Here is a 14,411-nt window from a genome sequence, read left to right as displayed (position 1 = left end):
CTCGCTTCAATGAAAAACGGCAAATGATATAAATCATTTGCCGTTTTTTTTATGGCTGGCGGGATGTACGCCTCAGTCCGCCAGGGTAGCGATCACCGGTGCGTGGTCCGAGGGTTGTTCCCACTTGCGGGGGACCTTGTCGATGACGCAGGCGGTGCAGCGCGGCACCAGCTCTTCGGACAGCAGGATATGGTCGATGCGCAGGCCGCGATTGAGGCGGAAGCCCATCTGGCGGTAATCCCACCAGCTGTACATTTTTTCCGGTTGGTCGAAGAGGCGATAGGAATCCGTCAGGCCCAGGGCCTGCAGCTTGCGGAAGGCTTCACGTTCCGGTTCGGAGACCAGCACCTGGCCTTGCCAGGCCACCGGGTCGTGCACGTCGCGGTCTTCGGGAGCGATGTTGTAGTCGCCCAGCAGGGCCAGGCGCGGGTTCTTCGCCTTTTCCCGGGCCAGCCATTCGTGCAGGGCGGCCAGCCAGCTGAGCTTGTAGGGATACTTTTCGGATTCCAGCGACTGGCCGTTGGGAATGTAGGCACAGACATAGCGCACGCCTTCGATGGTGGCGGCGATGATGCGCTGCTGTTCGTCGGGGAAGAGCGGATTGTTCTTGACCACGTCGGTCATCGGGTGGCGCGAGAGGATGGCCACGCCGTTGTAGGTCTTCTGGCCCGAGAACTCGACGAGGTAACCGGCGGCGGCGATCTCGGCCGCAGGGAACTTGTCGTCGGTCAGTTTGGTTTCCTGCAGGCAGAGCACGTCGACCGGGTTTTCTTCCAGCCATTTCAGCACTTGCGGCAGGCGGACCTTGAGGGAGTTGACGTTCCAGGTGGCGATTTTCATGGGGATGTATTCAATCTTTGTACGGTCTGTTGCATTCAATTCCAGCCTTGCGGTGAGCCCGGCCGTCACGCTTGACAGCACATCTGCACGGGCCATTCCAGCGAGCCTGGAAAAGTCGGATGGCCCGCACTATAGCACTACCGGTGCCTTTGTTTCTGGCGCGCAAAGAACTTCGCAGATGTATGCCGTTGCAGGCAAACATCAAGCTCATCAGTAATGGACGATGATAAATAAGCATGTAAAAATATTCACGTTACCAATACTTTGTATGGGTGCAGCAATGATTGATGAAAGACAATTTCGTGAATTGGCAGCTGCGCTCAGGTTGGCCACTGCCCCGCTTTCGATCACGGGTGTGCTGGGTGCCGGTAATGTACTGACTGCATCATTTCTCCCTGGCTACTCTTCAGCAGGCTTGCAATGGACCTCCACCATTGATGGCGTCACCTCCGATATTGCGGGGCAGACCGCCTCCACTTATACGCAACGCAGCTCTGACAGGGGCGCCATCATTGGCTGCCGCGCCATCGGCCTGGCCTTTGCTGCCAAGGCTGGTTCGGTCCCTGCGTCGGTACCCGCAGAGCCAGCCATTGTTTCGGTGTCTGCGGGCGATGGTTCGATCTCATGCGTATTTGCCGCGCCCGGCGATAACGGTGGTACGGCCATTACCGGCTACCGGCTCTTTGTCTATGCGGCCGCCGACAACAGCCTGCTGGCCACGCAAGACGGCGCCAGCAGTCCGATTTCCTGTTCCTCCCTCGTGAACGGGATTCCCATCTTTGTAAAGGTCGCCGCCTTCAATTCAGCGGGGCTCGGAGGGCAGTCGCTCTCGTCCCAGGTCGTGATCCCTTTGGCTGCTGACATGTTCAGCAGGGTCGTAAATGGTTTCGCAGTGAACTCTTCGATCTAAGGAAAAATCGTGAACCAGCAACGCTTCGTCAACAATTTTTGCGGCTTGCTTACCGCTCCTGCCGCCGCAGGAGCAAGCTCCATCACCATTTCGGCCGCCCAATCCGCCTTGCTCCCGGTACTCTCCAACGGAGACTATCTGGTCTTCACATTGACCCAGCCAGGGGCATCAGCCGCCGAGACTTCATGGGAGCTGGTGACGGTGACGGCAGTCAACACCGCCACGGGTGTCATGACTTGCTCGCCCATCCAGAATGCCTGGCCGACGGGTAGCAAGTGTGACATTCGCATTACCGCTGCTGCCCTGGAGGCGCTGACCCAACTGCTGGCGCGCAGTGGCACGTTGACCGGATCGCGCATGCTCACGGGGTCTGACCATGGCGCCACACTGGTTTATGCAGGCAATGCCAATATTTCGCTGACCCTGCCTGGTGGTCTTTCTGCGGGATTTTCTTGTACCGTGGTTCAGGCCGGCAGCGGCAAGATTTCGTTCGTTGCCGGGACAGGAGGCGTGAGTTTCGCCAACCTCGGCGCGACCGCGGGAGGGAACACGTTTGTGACCGTCGTGTCGACGGCACCGGGGGTGTTTGCATTCCAGAACCCCACGCCGGCAGGTCCCGTGACCGTATTGCTCTCGGGGATTGCCTTCATTGTCTTCTCGTCCTGGACGTTTTCGGCCAATGGCGCATTGAGCACGGCGCTGGCATTGCCTTACGCTTTTCCGGCCGCCTATTGCTACTTCCCCGCCAACGCGATCGGGGCCAACGTGCCTGCAGGCTGGTATTACACGACCTTTTCAGGTGTCAGCGCCGGTACGGTCTACAACAACACCTATAGCTCCGGCATCCCGTCCATTCCCGCTACGCCCATCGCGTTCACCACCACAGCCGGTACGGTCAATGTGCAGACGAACACCGTCATCCAGGCGCAGAACGCTGTCTTGCCAGGCGGATCGCTGGGCAGGAACGGCCGTCTGCGCGCCTATGCGCTGTTTCAGTCGAACAATTCGGCTGCCTCAAAAGTGGCCACCTTATCGATGGGAGGCGGGCAGATCACGACCTTTACGCTGTCATCGTCGAACGTCATGTCCGAGGCTGCCCACACCACCCAGAACACCGGTGTGCAGAATGCGCAGATTTCCCGTGCGGCCACTTACAACTCCCTGAGCAGCCCTCCCAACTGGAGCACTATCGATACTGCCGCCGACCAGGTCCTGGCCGTCAACCTCACGCTGGCGACAGCGGCGACCGGGGACTATCTGATCTGCCACACCGCCGAATTTACCGCTGAATACGGGGCGTGATCATGATCGGTCCAATTCATGCCGCAGTGAAGGCAGGGCTCGATGCCAAAAGCTATGCCGCCCGTACCTATCCCACCGGTACGTCCATCTCCGTGATCAAGGGAGGGCCGACAGGCGTGCGCCCGTTGAATCCGGTCTACGAGCTTTCGTACAAGCCTGTTCCGGTTTCCTCTGCAACGATCAATGTCTATTGCCGCACCGGTTCAGATGGTTACCAACATCTGGCCGGGTTCGGGGAAGTGGTGGTTCGTACCTTCGATACCGGCAAACGCGATTTCAATGCGGACCGGACGGTTGTCTACACGGATGCGAACTACTGCGTCTATGAGTTGCTCGCCTGGTCCATCAACGGCAGTATCTGGCTGTTCACGCACGAGCGCCTGCGCAGCAATCCGACCAGTACGGCCAGCGCCCGCAATTGCGTCATGGTGTCCACCGACGGCTTGCAGGGCAAGGCGTTTGCCCCGGCCGTGGTCTGCAGTTTCAGCAACTACGTCATTCCATCCTCGGTGCTGACCAATAACGATGGGGCCTCCAGCGTGGTCTACGGGGGAGCGGGGACGTCTCCGGGCATCTACAAGGCCTTGGTCAACACCACGTATGACGGCACACTGAGCAGCTTTTCCCAGGTCAGCACCAATATCGCCTCCGAAGGATCCTATTTGAACATGGACACCGCAGGCACAGTCATTGGCGTTTACCGTACGGACACGGGCGCGCCTTTGCGAATGACCAGGTCAACCAACTGGGGGTCGTCCTGGAGCGGCTATGCCAATACCATCGGCGCCTCCGCTGGCGCGAAAGTCACGCCGAAGCTGATCCGCTGCGCCGGCGATGCATCCAGAGTCATCGTGAGCTTCAATGACCGTGGTAGCGGAAACTTCGACTACATCAGTTCCCTCAATGCCGATGCCGGTCTGGCTGCGAACAGTCTGCGCGCTCCCGCCAGGCTCAGCGATCTGGCCATTTCCAATGGCAATGGTTCGATCTGTGCCTTGAGCGCGTCTGATCGATCCTATCTTTGTATCGCCGCCTCCCTGATGGGAAACAACGCAGCCAATAACATGATCTGGTGGATCTTCTGCGATTCGGTCAACGTGGCCCCGGCTCCCTGGCAGTGATCCATCCAAAGCGCGCCCGAGGCCAAGTCAGAACAAGGCCCGACTGTCGCATGAGCGCTGTGCGCATGCAGAAGCGGCAAGGGGAACCTCTTTTCAGGGGTTCCCCTTGCCGCAACCTCAACGACCCGTAAGCCGGGTTCCGTTTCAGTTCACATCACTTACGCCGGCATCATCTGCGCATTCATCTGCGCCTTGTCACCCTTGTCACCCGCCTTGCGACGACGATAGGCCGCAAAGCCGATCAGGCCCAGGCCGCCGATCATCATGGCGGTGGTCGAGGCTTCCGGTACCGGTGCGATGCTGATGTTGCCGGCGAAGCTGCCGCCAGCCGAACCCAGCACGGTACCAGCCACCGACAGGGTGTAGGCACCCGAAGTCAGGCCGTTGGTGCGCAATGCGAAGGTCTGCAGGTCACCGCTGCTCATTTGCGTGCCGGTGTAGGTCTGGCCATTGCCGCTCAGGGTGAAGCTGTTGATGCCCACGCGCGAGAGGCCGTCCAGGGCGATCGACACCAGGGCCGAGGACACCGAGCCACCGGCGCCGCCGATGTTGAAGGTGAAGTTCTCCAGGAAGGTCTGGCCGGTGGTGCCATCGCCGAAGCGGGCGTTGAAGGTCGACGTGGCGTCGGTCCAGACCAGGGTGCGCGTGCGTTCGAGATCGGCTGCACTAGCCGAGGACGCCATGGCGACAAATGCGGACGCGACAAGGAAACTGCTCAACAGTTTTTTCATAACACACCTCTTTCCAGTTCGATTGATTGGTTGGTATTCGATGGGTACTTCGATTGGTATCTGATTGCGAAAGCACTGCAAGGGGGAAATGCATTCCGGCAGGTTTTATTGTTGATGTTGGCAAGGCCGGAATCGCGTCTCGCTTTGTGATTTTTGTTCAAGGAGACGGAGTGAGAATAATGGAAAAATACTAACGTTTGCAACAGATTATTACGTTTTTCCTGTAACTCCTGTTGTGATGTAGGAATTCAGGAAGTCGCTCTGGTAAAGGGTTTCCGATGACATAAGGGTTTTCTTGAAGCAATTTATGTTGATGCGGAAACTAAGTTTTTGCGGCAACACGAATTGGCTCCCGTGTGCTGAAAAACAGGACAAAATTTGCGTTAGAAAAAGTGACGCATGTAAATATTCGGGAATTATTTACGCATTGAAAGCTCAGCAGTAGCGCTCAGCTCTACAGGAAAAAAATTAGCAAGGAAATCAAGCTCATCAATAGGTGCGGAGGATATGGATGAGGTCCGCGCATCAGCTTGAACGCAAAGATTTTCTCTTGCGCCAGGCGTGGCTCGCAGCAGGAGCCAGCACAGGATCAAAGACGGGAAGCAAGCGAAGGAGGGAAGTGCGGGCGCTGCCGCCTGCAGCAGGCCAGGCGGCCAGCCCCAGGCGGGCAGGAAAGCGGAGTTACTTGAAGCGATAGCTCACTGCGACGATGGCGGTGTCATCGGTGTGCCGGCGCACCAGCGGGCTGTCGGCCACCGAGTTGTCCAGCCACTTGCGGCGCCAGTGCAGGTTGAGGTGCCAGTCACCGGTCAAGGGGACATCGGCCGCCAGGCCCAGGGTGGGGCTGGTGGACGCACCCGCGCTGTACTGGCGCAGGCCGCTGGCAGCCGCTTCGCTGGCGGAGACGCCGACGAAGTAATCGTTGTAGCTGCCGCTGCGATATTCCACGCCGACCTGCGGGTAGAAGCTCACCGGGCCCACATCGATCTGGGCCGCATAGATGGCTTCGGCCAGGGTGCCGTGCGATTTGTTGAAGTCGCGGAAGACGTTGAGGAAGAAGCCGCCAATGGGCGTTTCCTGATAGGTGCCGATGCCCAGCGGAATCGGATCCGAACGGCGCTGCACGCCGCGCTTGGCATCGAAGCCGTCCAGGCTCACGCGCCCGGCCAGTTCCAGGTAGCCGTAGCCCATGCGCGCGGTCTTGACGCCGAAGGTGTCCAGGCGCGCAAAGAAGCGGCCGTAGTCGGCGTAAGCATAGGGCAGCACCTGGTTGTGGCGATGTGCATCGGGACCGTTGCTGTCGACGCGGTAGACGCCTGCACCGAGGTCGCCGGTGAGGCGGTCCTGCAGTTGCAGGGGATCGGTCGTGCCGGTGGTAGGCGCGGTTTGCTGGGCCAGGGCCGGAAGGGCGCAGCAGGCCAGCGTGAGCGTGGCGAAAATTGTTTTCATGATGGGCAGTGGAATGGAAAGGCAAGCGGCATTGTAGCGGGCCGCCGGGCCGCTGCAAGGTCCGTGCACGAAAATGGCCTGCCGTGAAGGCAGGCCATGGCAGTCAATGGCTGTTCGTGCCGGGCGTCAAGCGGCCGGCACGGCTAGCTGCATCAGGATGGCTGCATGGGCGGGTAGTCGGTGTAGCCTTCGGCGCCGCCGCCATAGAGCGTGGCCTGGTTGAACGCGGCCAGCGCTGCGCCGGCCTTGAAGCGCTCCACCAGGTCGGGGTTGGCGATCCACGGGCGGCCGAAGGCCACCAGGTCGGCCAGGTTGCGATCGCGCGCCTTGACGGCCATCTCCAGGTCGTAGCCATTGTTGGCGATGTAGATGCCCTTGAAGAGGTCGCGCAGCACCTGCAGGTCGAAGCCATCCGCGACTTCGCGCGGGCCGCCGGTAGCGCCTTCCACCACGTGCAGGTAGACCAGCTTGTAGCGGTTGAGCTGTTGCACCACGTAGCTGAAGAGGGCCTTGGGATTGCTGTCGGCGATGTCATTGGCCGGGCTGATGGGCGACAGGCGGATGCCCACGCGTTCGCCGGGGATCACCGAGGTCACTGCTTCCACCACTTCCAGCAGCAGGCGGGCACGGTTCTCGATGCTGCCGCCGTAGTTGTCGGTACGCTGGTTGGTCTTGTCGCGCAGGAACTGGTCCAGCAGATAGCCGTTGGCGGCGTGGATTTCCACGCCATCGAATCCGGCCTGCAGGGAGAGCTGCGCGGCGATCTTGTATTGCTCGACGATGGCGGGCAGTTCGGAGGCGTCCAGCGCGCGCGGTTCGACGAAGGGCTTGAAGCCGCTCTCGGTGAAGGCATTGCCCTCCGGCTTGACGGCCGAGGGCGCCACCGGCAGCGCGTTGCCCGGCTGCAGGTCAGGGTGCGAGATGCGGCCCACATGCCACAGCTGCAGGAAGATGCGGCCGCCCTTGGCGTGGACTGCGTCGGTGATCTTCTTCCAGCCGGCCACGTGCGATTCGTTGTAGATGCCCGGAGTCCAGGCATAGCCCTTGCCCTGCGGCGAGATCTGCGTGGCTTCGGCGATGATCAGGCCGGCACCTGCGCGCTGGGCATAGTAGTCGGCCGCCAGTTCGGTGGGCACGTCGCCCGCCTTGGCGCGGCTGCGGGTGAGCGGAGCCATGACGATGCGGTTCTGCAATTGCACGGCGCCCAGTTGTACCGGCTTGAAGAGGTCACTGTGAAGAGGGGCATTGGTATTGGCGTTGGTCATGCTGATCCTTTCTTGTTGGCATTCGATGGGATGAACTGCGTCGACCTTGCTACCGACCACGGCGGGGCCAGCCGTGTTCCGGAAAAAGATGCCTAGTCTAGTCGGGAACGTACGGCGCTGCAGGCGGTCGGCGCGATTTTGCTGAACGGTAATGTTCAGTGCGGGATCTGGTCCAGCCAGGGGCCCAGGCGCGCCCGGACATCTTCGCGCGCAGCGCGGTTGGCCTCGACCGACTGGCGCAGGCGGCCCGGGTCGTCGAAGTCATGCGTGGCGCCCGGATAGAGCGTGACCACCGGCGGCGGTGCCTGGCGCACGGCAATGGCCTGGCGCAGCACGCGCTGGCAGGTCACTGGCGAGACTTCCTCGTCGGCACTGCCCAGCAGGACCTGCACGGGTTTGTCCAGTTCAGGGTGGGAAGACAGCAGCGCCTGCTTGCCGCATCCCGGATAGAACACCAGCGCGGCGGCGAAGGACGGCACATCGCCCGCCGGCCGCGCGGCCTGGCGCTGCATCACGTTCAAGGCCGTGCTGGCGCCGTTGGACCAGCCTTGCAGCATGATGCGGCGGACATCGACCTCGCTGCGCGTGGCCAGCCATTGCAGCGCCCCCTCAGCATCGAGCGGACGCACGGTCAGTTCATTGGTGGCCGCGCGCTCGGGCGCGCCGTGCGTGTGGCGGCCAAAACCGTGGGCCACGCCGCGCGGACCGAAGCTGTCTACCAGCAGGACCACGTAGCCACGGGCCAGCCAATAGCGCGTCCAGTCCAGATGGCGGGCCGAGAGCGTACCGGCATCACAGGGGGACGGGATGGCCGGGCCGATCTGTGTGCAGGCGGCGTTCACCCGCGAGGAGTAAAGCCCGGCGCGCCCATGCAGCAGCACGATGGCCGGATGGGGGCCGGCTCCAAAGGGATCGTAGAGATAGCCGGTAAGGGTGGTTTTACCGTCAGATGAAGGAAAACGCACGGTCTGTGCGGGCGGCATCGGCGCGTCTTGTGCGATGGCCTGTTCCGGCAGGATCAGCATGGTCCCGCCCAAGACCAGTAAAAAGATGAAAAAAAACCACCGCAGCACGAGGTGCTGCGGTGGTCTTCCTGCGTCCGGCAAGGGCTGCGGCAGGAGGGCGGTCATGGCATGGCCGGTTGCGTCCTCGTGCCGCGGCTCCATCAGCCGCGTGCCGGCTTGGCGCGCGCCTGGTTGAGCAGCCAGGTGGTCAGCAGCGGCACCGGGCGGCCGGTGGCGCCCTTGGCCGCGCCGCTCTTCCAGGCGGTGCCGGCGATGTCCAGGTGGGCCCAGGTGTACTTGCGGGTGAAGCGCTCCAGGAAGCACGCCGCCGTCACGCTGCCGCCGGGCTGGCCGCCGATGTTGGCGATGTCGGCGAAGTTGGACTTCAACTGCTCCTGGTAGGCGTCCTGGATGGGCATGCGCCAGGCGGTGTCGCCGCTTTCGCGGCCAGCCGCCAGCAGGGCGTTGGCCAGCTGGTCGTGGGTGTCATCCTCGCGGGTGAACAGGCCCGTGTTGTGATGGCCCAGGGCCACCACGCAGGCACCGGTCAGGGTGGCGATGTCGACCACGGCGGCCGGCTTGAAGCGCTCCACGTAGGTCAGCGCGTCGCACAGGATCAGGCGGCCTTCGGCGTCGGTATTGAGGACTTCGATGGTCTGGCCGGACATCGAGGTGACGATGTCGCCCGGCTTGGTGGCACGGCCCGAGGGCATGTTCTCGCAGGTCGGGATGACACCGATGACGTTCAACTTCAGGCCCAGTTCGGCGATGGTACGGAAGGTGCCCAGCACCGAGGCGGCGCCGCACATGTCGTACTTCATCTCGTCCATGTTCAGGCCCGGCTTGAGGGAGATGCCGCCGGTGTCGAAGGTGATGCCCTTGCCCACCAGCACTACCGGCGCATCCTTGGCCTTGCCGCCCAGGTGCTTCAGGACGATGAACTTGGGCGGCTGGTCGCTGCCATTGGTGACCGACAGGAAACTGCCCATCTTGAGCGCTTCGAGCTGCTTGCGTTCCAGCACTTCCACGCCCAGCTTGAATTCCTTGGCCAGCTTCTTGGCGGTAGTGGCCAGGTAGGTGGGGGTGCAGACGTTACCGGGCAGGTTGCCCAGTTCCTTGGTCAGCGCCATGCCGTTGGCCAGCGCCACGGCTTCGCCCAGGGCGGCCTTGGCGGCGGCGCCTTGCTCGGCGGCCACCAGCAGGGTGATCTTCCTGACGCCGGTGGGCGCCGGGTCCTTCTTGCTCTTCATCGTGTCGGAACGATAGACGGCGTCACGGCCGGCCAGCACCACGGTGCGGATGGCCCAGTCCAGGCCACGGCCCTTGATGCCGTCGAAGGGCAGGGCCAGGGCGGCGTCGTCACAGCCCAGGGTGGCCAGTGCGCGCACCAGGCCGCCGCTGGCAGCGGCAAAGTTCTTGTCAGCGGCCTCGTCTTCGTTGCCCAGGCCCAGCAGCACGATGCGTTCGGCTGCGATGCCGGTCACGCCGCGCAGCAGCAGGGTCGAGCCAGGCTTGCCGGAAATGTCGCCCGACTTCAGCGCGGCGCTGATGGCGCCCAGCTTGTCGAGGGCGCCGGCGGCCTTGGACAGCTTGCGGTTTTCATAGATGCCAACGACCAGTGCGCCGGTCTTTACGCCCGTCAAGGCGTTTTTTGCGTCCAATGTTTTTGTGCTAAAGTCCATCGTTCGTCCTTTATATGAATTACCTGGCGATTATAGAGCCCATTTCGTTGCCACGCGCGCATGAGTTCTGCCAGGTAAGCCAGCTTCGGACACGATGCCGGGCGCCGGACCTCCGCGCAGGCCATTCGTTAATGACCCCGACACCAGAAACCAAGCCAGCCTTCCCATGATTTTCCAACGCGCCCTCAGACGCGAACTGACCAGCACCGCAGGTGGGGTCTTCACTACCCTGTTCACCATCACGCTGACCGTGATGCTGATCAAGATCCTCGGCCAGGCCGCCGGCGGCCAGGTGGCCTCGCAAGACGTACTGGCCCTGATCGGCTTCCAGTCGCTGAACTACATGCCCATCATCCTGATCCTCACCGGCTTCATCTCGGTGCTGCTGGTGATGACGCGCAGCTACCAGGATTCCGAAATCGTGGTCTGGTTCGCCTGCGGCATGTCGCTCACGCGCTGGATCGCCCCGGTACTGCGCTTCGGCTGGCCCATCATGGCGCTGGTGGCGGTGCTGTCCTTCGTGGTCACGCCCTGGGCCAATGAACAGAGCAGCGAATACCGCAGCCGTTTCGAGCAGCGCGAGGACATCGCCCGCGTCTCCCCCGGCAAATTCCAGGAGTCGGCGGCAGCCAACCGGATCTTCTTCGTCGAGGGTATTTCCGGCGATGCTTCCAAGGTGCGCAACATCTTCGTCAACACCATCAGCGCCGATGGCAAGAACAGCGTGGTGGTCGCCAAGGAAGGCGAAACCACGGTCGATGCCGATGGCGAGAAGTTCGTCGTGATGGACAAGGGCCGTCGTTACGATGGCGCGCCCAGCCTGCCCGATTTCCAGATCGTCGATTTCGAGCGTTATGGCCTGCTCATCGGCAACCAGTCCCAGACTGCGGCCGGTGAGCGTTCGGCGCGTGCACTGCAGATGCGCGAACTGCTGGCCAAGCAGGACGGCTTTGCCCGCGGCGAACTGCTCTGGCGCATTGCGCTGCCGCTCATGTCGCTGGCGCTGATGCTGCTGGCCATTCCGCTGTCGTTCGTGAATCCGCGCGCGGGGCGCTCGCTGGGGCTGCTGGTGGCCTTGCTGCTGTTCGTGGTGTACAGCAACACGGTCAGCGTGTTCCAGGCCTCGGTGGCGCAGCAGCGCATGACCTTCATGATGGCCTGGTGGCCGGTGCACGTGATCGTGGCGCTGCTGGTGGTGGGCATGTTCGCCCTGCGCCTGAACATCAACCATCCCTATCACCCATCCCGGTTGTGGAGCCGAGTGCGCCGCGCCATGACGTTCCAGCGCGAGGCCTGAGATGAGAGTCATCCAACGTTACTTCACCTCCGAGATCACCCGCTCGGTGCTCTTTGCGCTGGCGGCCTTCCTGGCGCTGTTCGCCTTCTTCGAAATGATGGGCCAGCTGGAGCAGGTCGGCCGCAATGGCTACCAGCTGCAGCAGGCGGTGTTCTATGTGCTCATGGGGCTGCCCGGCAATGTCTATGAACTGATGCCTACGGCGGTGCTGATCGGCACCATCTACACGCTTTCGCAACTGGCGGCACGCTCCGAATTCACCATCATGCGCGTCTCCAGCATGTCTACCGGCATGGCGGCCAAGGTGCTCTTGCGCATCGGTGTGGGCTTTGCGGTGCTGACCATCGTGTTTGGCGAGCTGATCGCGCCCAAGGCCTCCGAATGGGCCGAGAAGCTCAAGCTGCAGGCACAGGGAGCATCGATGTCCTCGCAGTTCCGCTCGGGCATGTGGGCCAAGGACGTGATCAAGGACAAGGGGCTGGAAGGCAATGTCACCGGCAGCCGCTTCATCAACATCCAGACCGTGCAGCCGGATGGCCGCATCGAAGGCGTCAAGCTCTATGAGCTCGATACTGATTTCCACATGGCGCGCATGGTCACGGCCAAGAACGGCATGTACGAGGGCAATCACCAGTGGGTGCTCAACGATGTGGTGCAGTCGGATTTTACCGGCGGCCGTGACCGCAAGATCACCGAACCGGTCAAGAGCGTCAAGATTGCGCAGATGAAGCTGGTCTCGGAGGTGACACCGGAAATCCTCTCGGTGCTCTTCGCCGATCCGGACCGCATGTCGGCCTATGACCTGCTGGCCTACACCAAGCACCTGGAAGCCAACAACCAGCGTACTGACCGTTACGAGATCGCCTTCTGGAAGAAGATCGTCTATCCGCTGTCGATCTTCGTGATGCTGGCGCTGGCCTTGCCGTTTGCCTACCTGCATTTCCGCGCCGGTGGCGTGAGCCTGAAGATTTTCACCGGCATCATGATCGGCGTGTGCTTCCAGCTCATCAACAGCCTGTTTTCCCACCTGGGCCTGCTCAATACCTGGCCAGCCTTCATGACGGCGGCTTTGCCCAGTTTGCTGTTCATGGTGCTGGCCATTGGCGCGCTGTGGTGGGTGGAGCGGACCTGAGTGTTCGTTTTGCGATCCCGTTCATTTAGCCTGAAAGACTGTTGCACATCATGAGCCAAGCCACTTCCCAAAGCCTGATCCTGTTCGCCCACGGCGCTCGCGACCCCGCTTGGGCCGCGCCTTTCGAACGCCTGCGTGCGCTGACACAGGCAGCCATGCCGGGGACCAGCGTGGAGCTGGCCTTCCTGGAACTGATGCAGCCGGACCTGCCGACCGTGGCGGCGCGGCAGATCGCCGCCGGCAGCCGGCGCGTGACTGTCATTCCGGTGTTCCTGGGGCAGGGCGGGCACGTGCGCCGTGATTTGCCGGAATTGCTGGAGCAATTGCGCCAGGCGCATCCGGGTGTGGAAGTGCGCACCGTCGCTGCGGTTGGCGAGGATGAGGCGGTATTGCAGGCCATTGCGGCGTATTGCGTGGGGACGGTCAATAGCTGATCCGGCGGTCAGCAATCCTGGATGCGACGATGGCCCGGAAACGGGCCATTTTTTTTGCGTGGGCGTGAGCCCTTCAGAACAGGCGGGCGCCGTTAGGCACGGCCTGGTCGGGCTTGAACAACACTACCTCGCCCAGGGCGTCAGGAAAGCCCAGCGTCAGGACTTCCGACATGAACTTGCCGATCTGGCGCGGCGGGAAATTCACTACCGCCGCCACCTGGCGGCCGACCAGCTGCTCCAGCGTGTAGTGGGTGGTGATCTGGGCGCTGCTCTGGCGCACACCGATGCCCGGGCCGAAATCGATCTTCAGTTTGAACGCGGGCTTGCGTGCTTCAGGGAAGGCATCTGCAGCGATGATGGTGCCGATGCGGATATCGACCTTGAGGAAGGTCTCGAAATCGATGGCAGCAGCAGCAGGGGCCGCGGGGTCGTGGAGCAGGTGCATGAGCTTCAGTCCCGATCCGCCAGCGCCGGGCCGATCATCACCAGCACCGGCCCGCTGCAGGCCTGCAGCCCGGCTTCAAGACCAGCCAGTTGCAGATGGTAGATGTGCTGGTCAGGACGGCTGCAGTTCTCCACCACCACCACCGGCGTATCGGGCGCATGGCCCAGCGCCAGCAGGCGTTGCGCGGTGGCCGTGGCTTCGCGCCCGCCCATGTACTGCACCAGCGTATCGCCATTGGGCATGCGCACTTCATCCGGCTCGTCCACACCCGTGCTGGAGGTGAACAGCGAGACGCTGCGCGCAATGCCGCGCCGCGTGAGCGGACGCTTGGCGGCCGAGGCGGCTGCCAGTGCGGCCGTAATGCCGGGGACGATTTCGTAGGGGATGTTATTGGCTTCAAGCGCCCGCATCTCTTCATCGGCACGGCCGAAGAGCATGGGGTCGCCGCCTTTGAGGCGCACCACGCGGCGATACTGCTGCGCAGCTTCGACCAGCTTCTGGTTGATGACGGGCTGGGCCGTGGAACGCTGGCCGCTGCGCTTGCCGACCGACACCTGCATGGCTTGCGGGCACAGGGCCAGGATCTCTTCGGTGACCAGGGCATCGTGCAGCACGATGTCGGCCTGCGCCAGCAGGCGCGCAGCGCGTACCGTCAACAGGTCAGCGGCCCCGGGACCGGAGCCGATCAGCCACACCATGCCCGGGTGTTCCGGGCTGGGGGCGGGTGTATCGGGAGAAGGTGAAGTCGCTGCCTGTTGGGTGGCCATGGCCTGGTCGAAGAGACGATTGCGGATCGAAG

General features: G+C 62.4%; 14 protein-coding genes. 6 read left to right on the top strand and 8 right to left on the bottom strand.

Annotated elements, in window-relative coordinates; all coding sequences use genetic code 11:
* Positions 1-72 precede the first annotated feature (72 nt).
* On the bottom strand, positions 73-840 hold the full coding sequence (xth, locus tag ACLRDN_RS16500; protein WP_413457165.1) for an exodeoxyribonuclease III: 768 nt from the start codon (positions 838-840) through the stop codon (positions 73-75).
* A 223-nt stretch (positions 841-1,063) separates the two neighbouring features.
* Here xth and ACLRDN_RS16495 point away from each other — a divergent pair, with 223 nt between their 5' ends.
* From ACLRDN_RS16495 to ACLRDN_RS16485, 3 genes are read left to right on the top strand one after another with little or no spacing between them, the layout of a single operon-like run.
* Positions 1,064-1,750 carry a hypothetical protein gene (locus ACLRDN_RS16495; protein ID WP_413457164.1) on the top strand — a complete coding sequence of 229 codons (687 nt, stop codon included), beginning with the start codon at positions 1,064-1,066 and terminating at the stop codon, positions 1,748-1,750.
* Positions 1,751-1,759: 9 nt separating this feature from the next.
* Positions 1,760-3,052: a hypothetical protein gene (locus ACLRDN_RS16490; protein ID WP_413457163.1), complete on the top strand. Its 1,293-nt coding sequence runs from the start codon at positions 1,760-1,762 to the stop codon at positions 3,050-3,052.
* A 2-nt stretch (positions 3,053-3,054) separates the two neighbouring features.
* Positions 3,055-4,173, top strand: coding sequence for a hypothetical protein (locus ACLRDN_RS16485; protein ID WP_413457162.1), 1,119 nt, complete (start codon positions 3,055-3,057; stop codon positions 4,171-4,173).
* Between the two features lie 158 nt (positions 4,174-4,331).
* Here ACLRDN_RS16485 and ACLRDN_RS16480 read toward each other — a convergent pair whose 3' ends face one another.
* From ACLRDN_RS16480 to ACLRDN_RS16460, 5 genes are all read right to left on the bottom strand, one after another.
* Positions 4,332-4,904 (bottom strand): FxDxF family PEP-CTERM protein, encoded by a 573-nt coding sequence (locus ACLRDN_RS16480; protein WP_413457161.1) that lies wholly within the window; start codon positions 4,902-4,904, stop codon positions 4,332-4,334.
* A 681-nt stretch (positions 4,905-5,585) separates the two neighbouring features.
* The gene (locus tag ACLRDN_RS16475; RefSeq protein WP_413457160.1) at positions 5,586-6,353 is read right to left on the bottom strand and encodes a MipA/OmpV family protein; all 768 of its coding nucleotides are present in this window, start codon (positions 6,351-6,353) and stop codon (positions 5,586-5,588) included.
* 152 nt (positions 6,354-6,505) lie between these two features.
* Positions 6,506-7,618: an alkene reductase gene (locus ACLRDN_RS16470; RefSeq protein ID WP_413457159.1), complete on the bottom strand. Its 1,113-nt coding sequence runs from the start codon at positions 7,616-7,618 to the stop codon at positions 6,506-6,508.
* 155 nt (positions 7,619-7,773) lie between these two features.
* Entirely contained in the window at positions 7,774-8,643 is an 870-nt protein-coding gene (locus ACLRDN_RS16465; RefSeq protein WP_413457158.1) for a dienelactone hydrolase family protein, read from the bottom strand.
* A 140-nt stretch (positions 8,644-8,783) separates the two neighbouring features.
* Positions 8,784-10,304 carry a leucyl aminopeptidase gene (locus tag ACLRDN_RS16460; RefSeq protein WP_413457157.1) on the bottom strand — a complete coding sequence of 507 codons (1,521 nt, stop codon included), beginning with the start codon at positions 10,302-10,304 and terminating at the stop codon, positions 8,784-8,786.
* Positions 10,305-10,470: 166 nt separating this feature from the next.
* Here ACLRDN_RS16460 and lptF point away from each other — a divergent pair, with 166 nt between their 5' ends.
* Genes lptF through ACLRDN_RS16445 form a run of 3 tightly spaced genes read left to right on the top strand, consistent with a single transcriptional unit; the run spans position 10,471 to position 13,167 of the window.
* The gene (lptF, locus tag ACLRDN_RS16455; protein ID WP_413457156.1) at positions 10,471-11,601 is read left to right on the top strand and encodes an LPS export ABC transporter permease LptF; all 1,131 of its coding nucleotides are present in this window, start codon (positions 10,471-10,473) and stop codon (positions 11,599-11,601) included.
* 1 nt (position 11,602) lies between these two features.
* Positions 11,603-12,733 (top strand): LPS export ABC transporter permease LptG, encoded by a 1,131-nt coding sequence (lptG, locus tag ACLRDN_RS16450; protein WP_413457155.1) that lies wholly within the window; start codon positions 11,603-11,605, stop codon positions 12,731-12,733.
* A gap of 50 nt (positions 12,734-12,783) precedes the next feature.
* Positions 12,784-13,167 carry a sirohydrochlorin chelatase gene (locus ACLRDN_RS16445; protein ID WP_286869539.1) on the top strand — a complete coding sequence of 128 codons (384 nt, stop codon included), beginning with the start codon at positions 12,784-12,786 and terminating at the stop codon, positions 13,165-13,167.
* Between the two features lie 73 nt (positions 13,168-13,240).
* Here ACLRDN_RS16445 and ACLRDN_RS16440 read toward each other — a convergent pair whose 3' ends face one another.
* Both ACLRDN_RS16440 and cobA read right to left on the bottom strand, forming a co-directional pair.
* Positions 13,241-13,612: a tRNA-binding protein gene (locus ACLRDN_RS16440; RefSeq protein WP_413457154.1), complete on the bottom strand. Its 372-nt coding sequence runs from the start codon at positions 13,610-13,612 to the stop codon at positions 13,241-13,243.
* A gap of 5 nt (positions 13,613-13,617) precedes the next feature.
* Positions 13,618-14,379, bottom strand: coding sequence for a uroporphyrinogen-III C-methyltransferase (cobA, locus tag ACLRDN_RS16435; RefSeq protein WP_413457153.1), 762 nt, complete (start codon positions 14,377-14,379; stop codon positions 13,618-13,620).
* Positions 14,380-14,411: the final 32 nt, after the last annotated feature.

Source organism: Herbaspirillum huttiense, assembly GCF_047300815.1.
Classification (GTDB): Bacteria; Pseudomonadota; Gammaproteobacteria; order Burkholderiales; family Burkholderiaceae_D; genus Herbaspirillum; species Herbaspirillum huttiense_A.
This window is presented reverse-complemented; position numbering and strand designations above follow the sequence as displayed.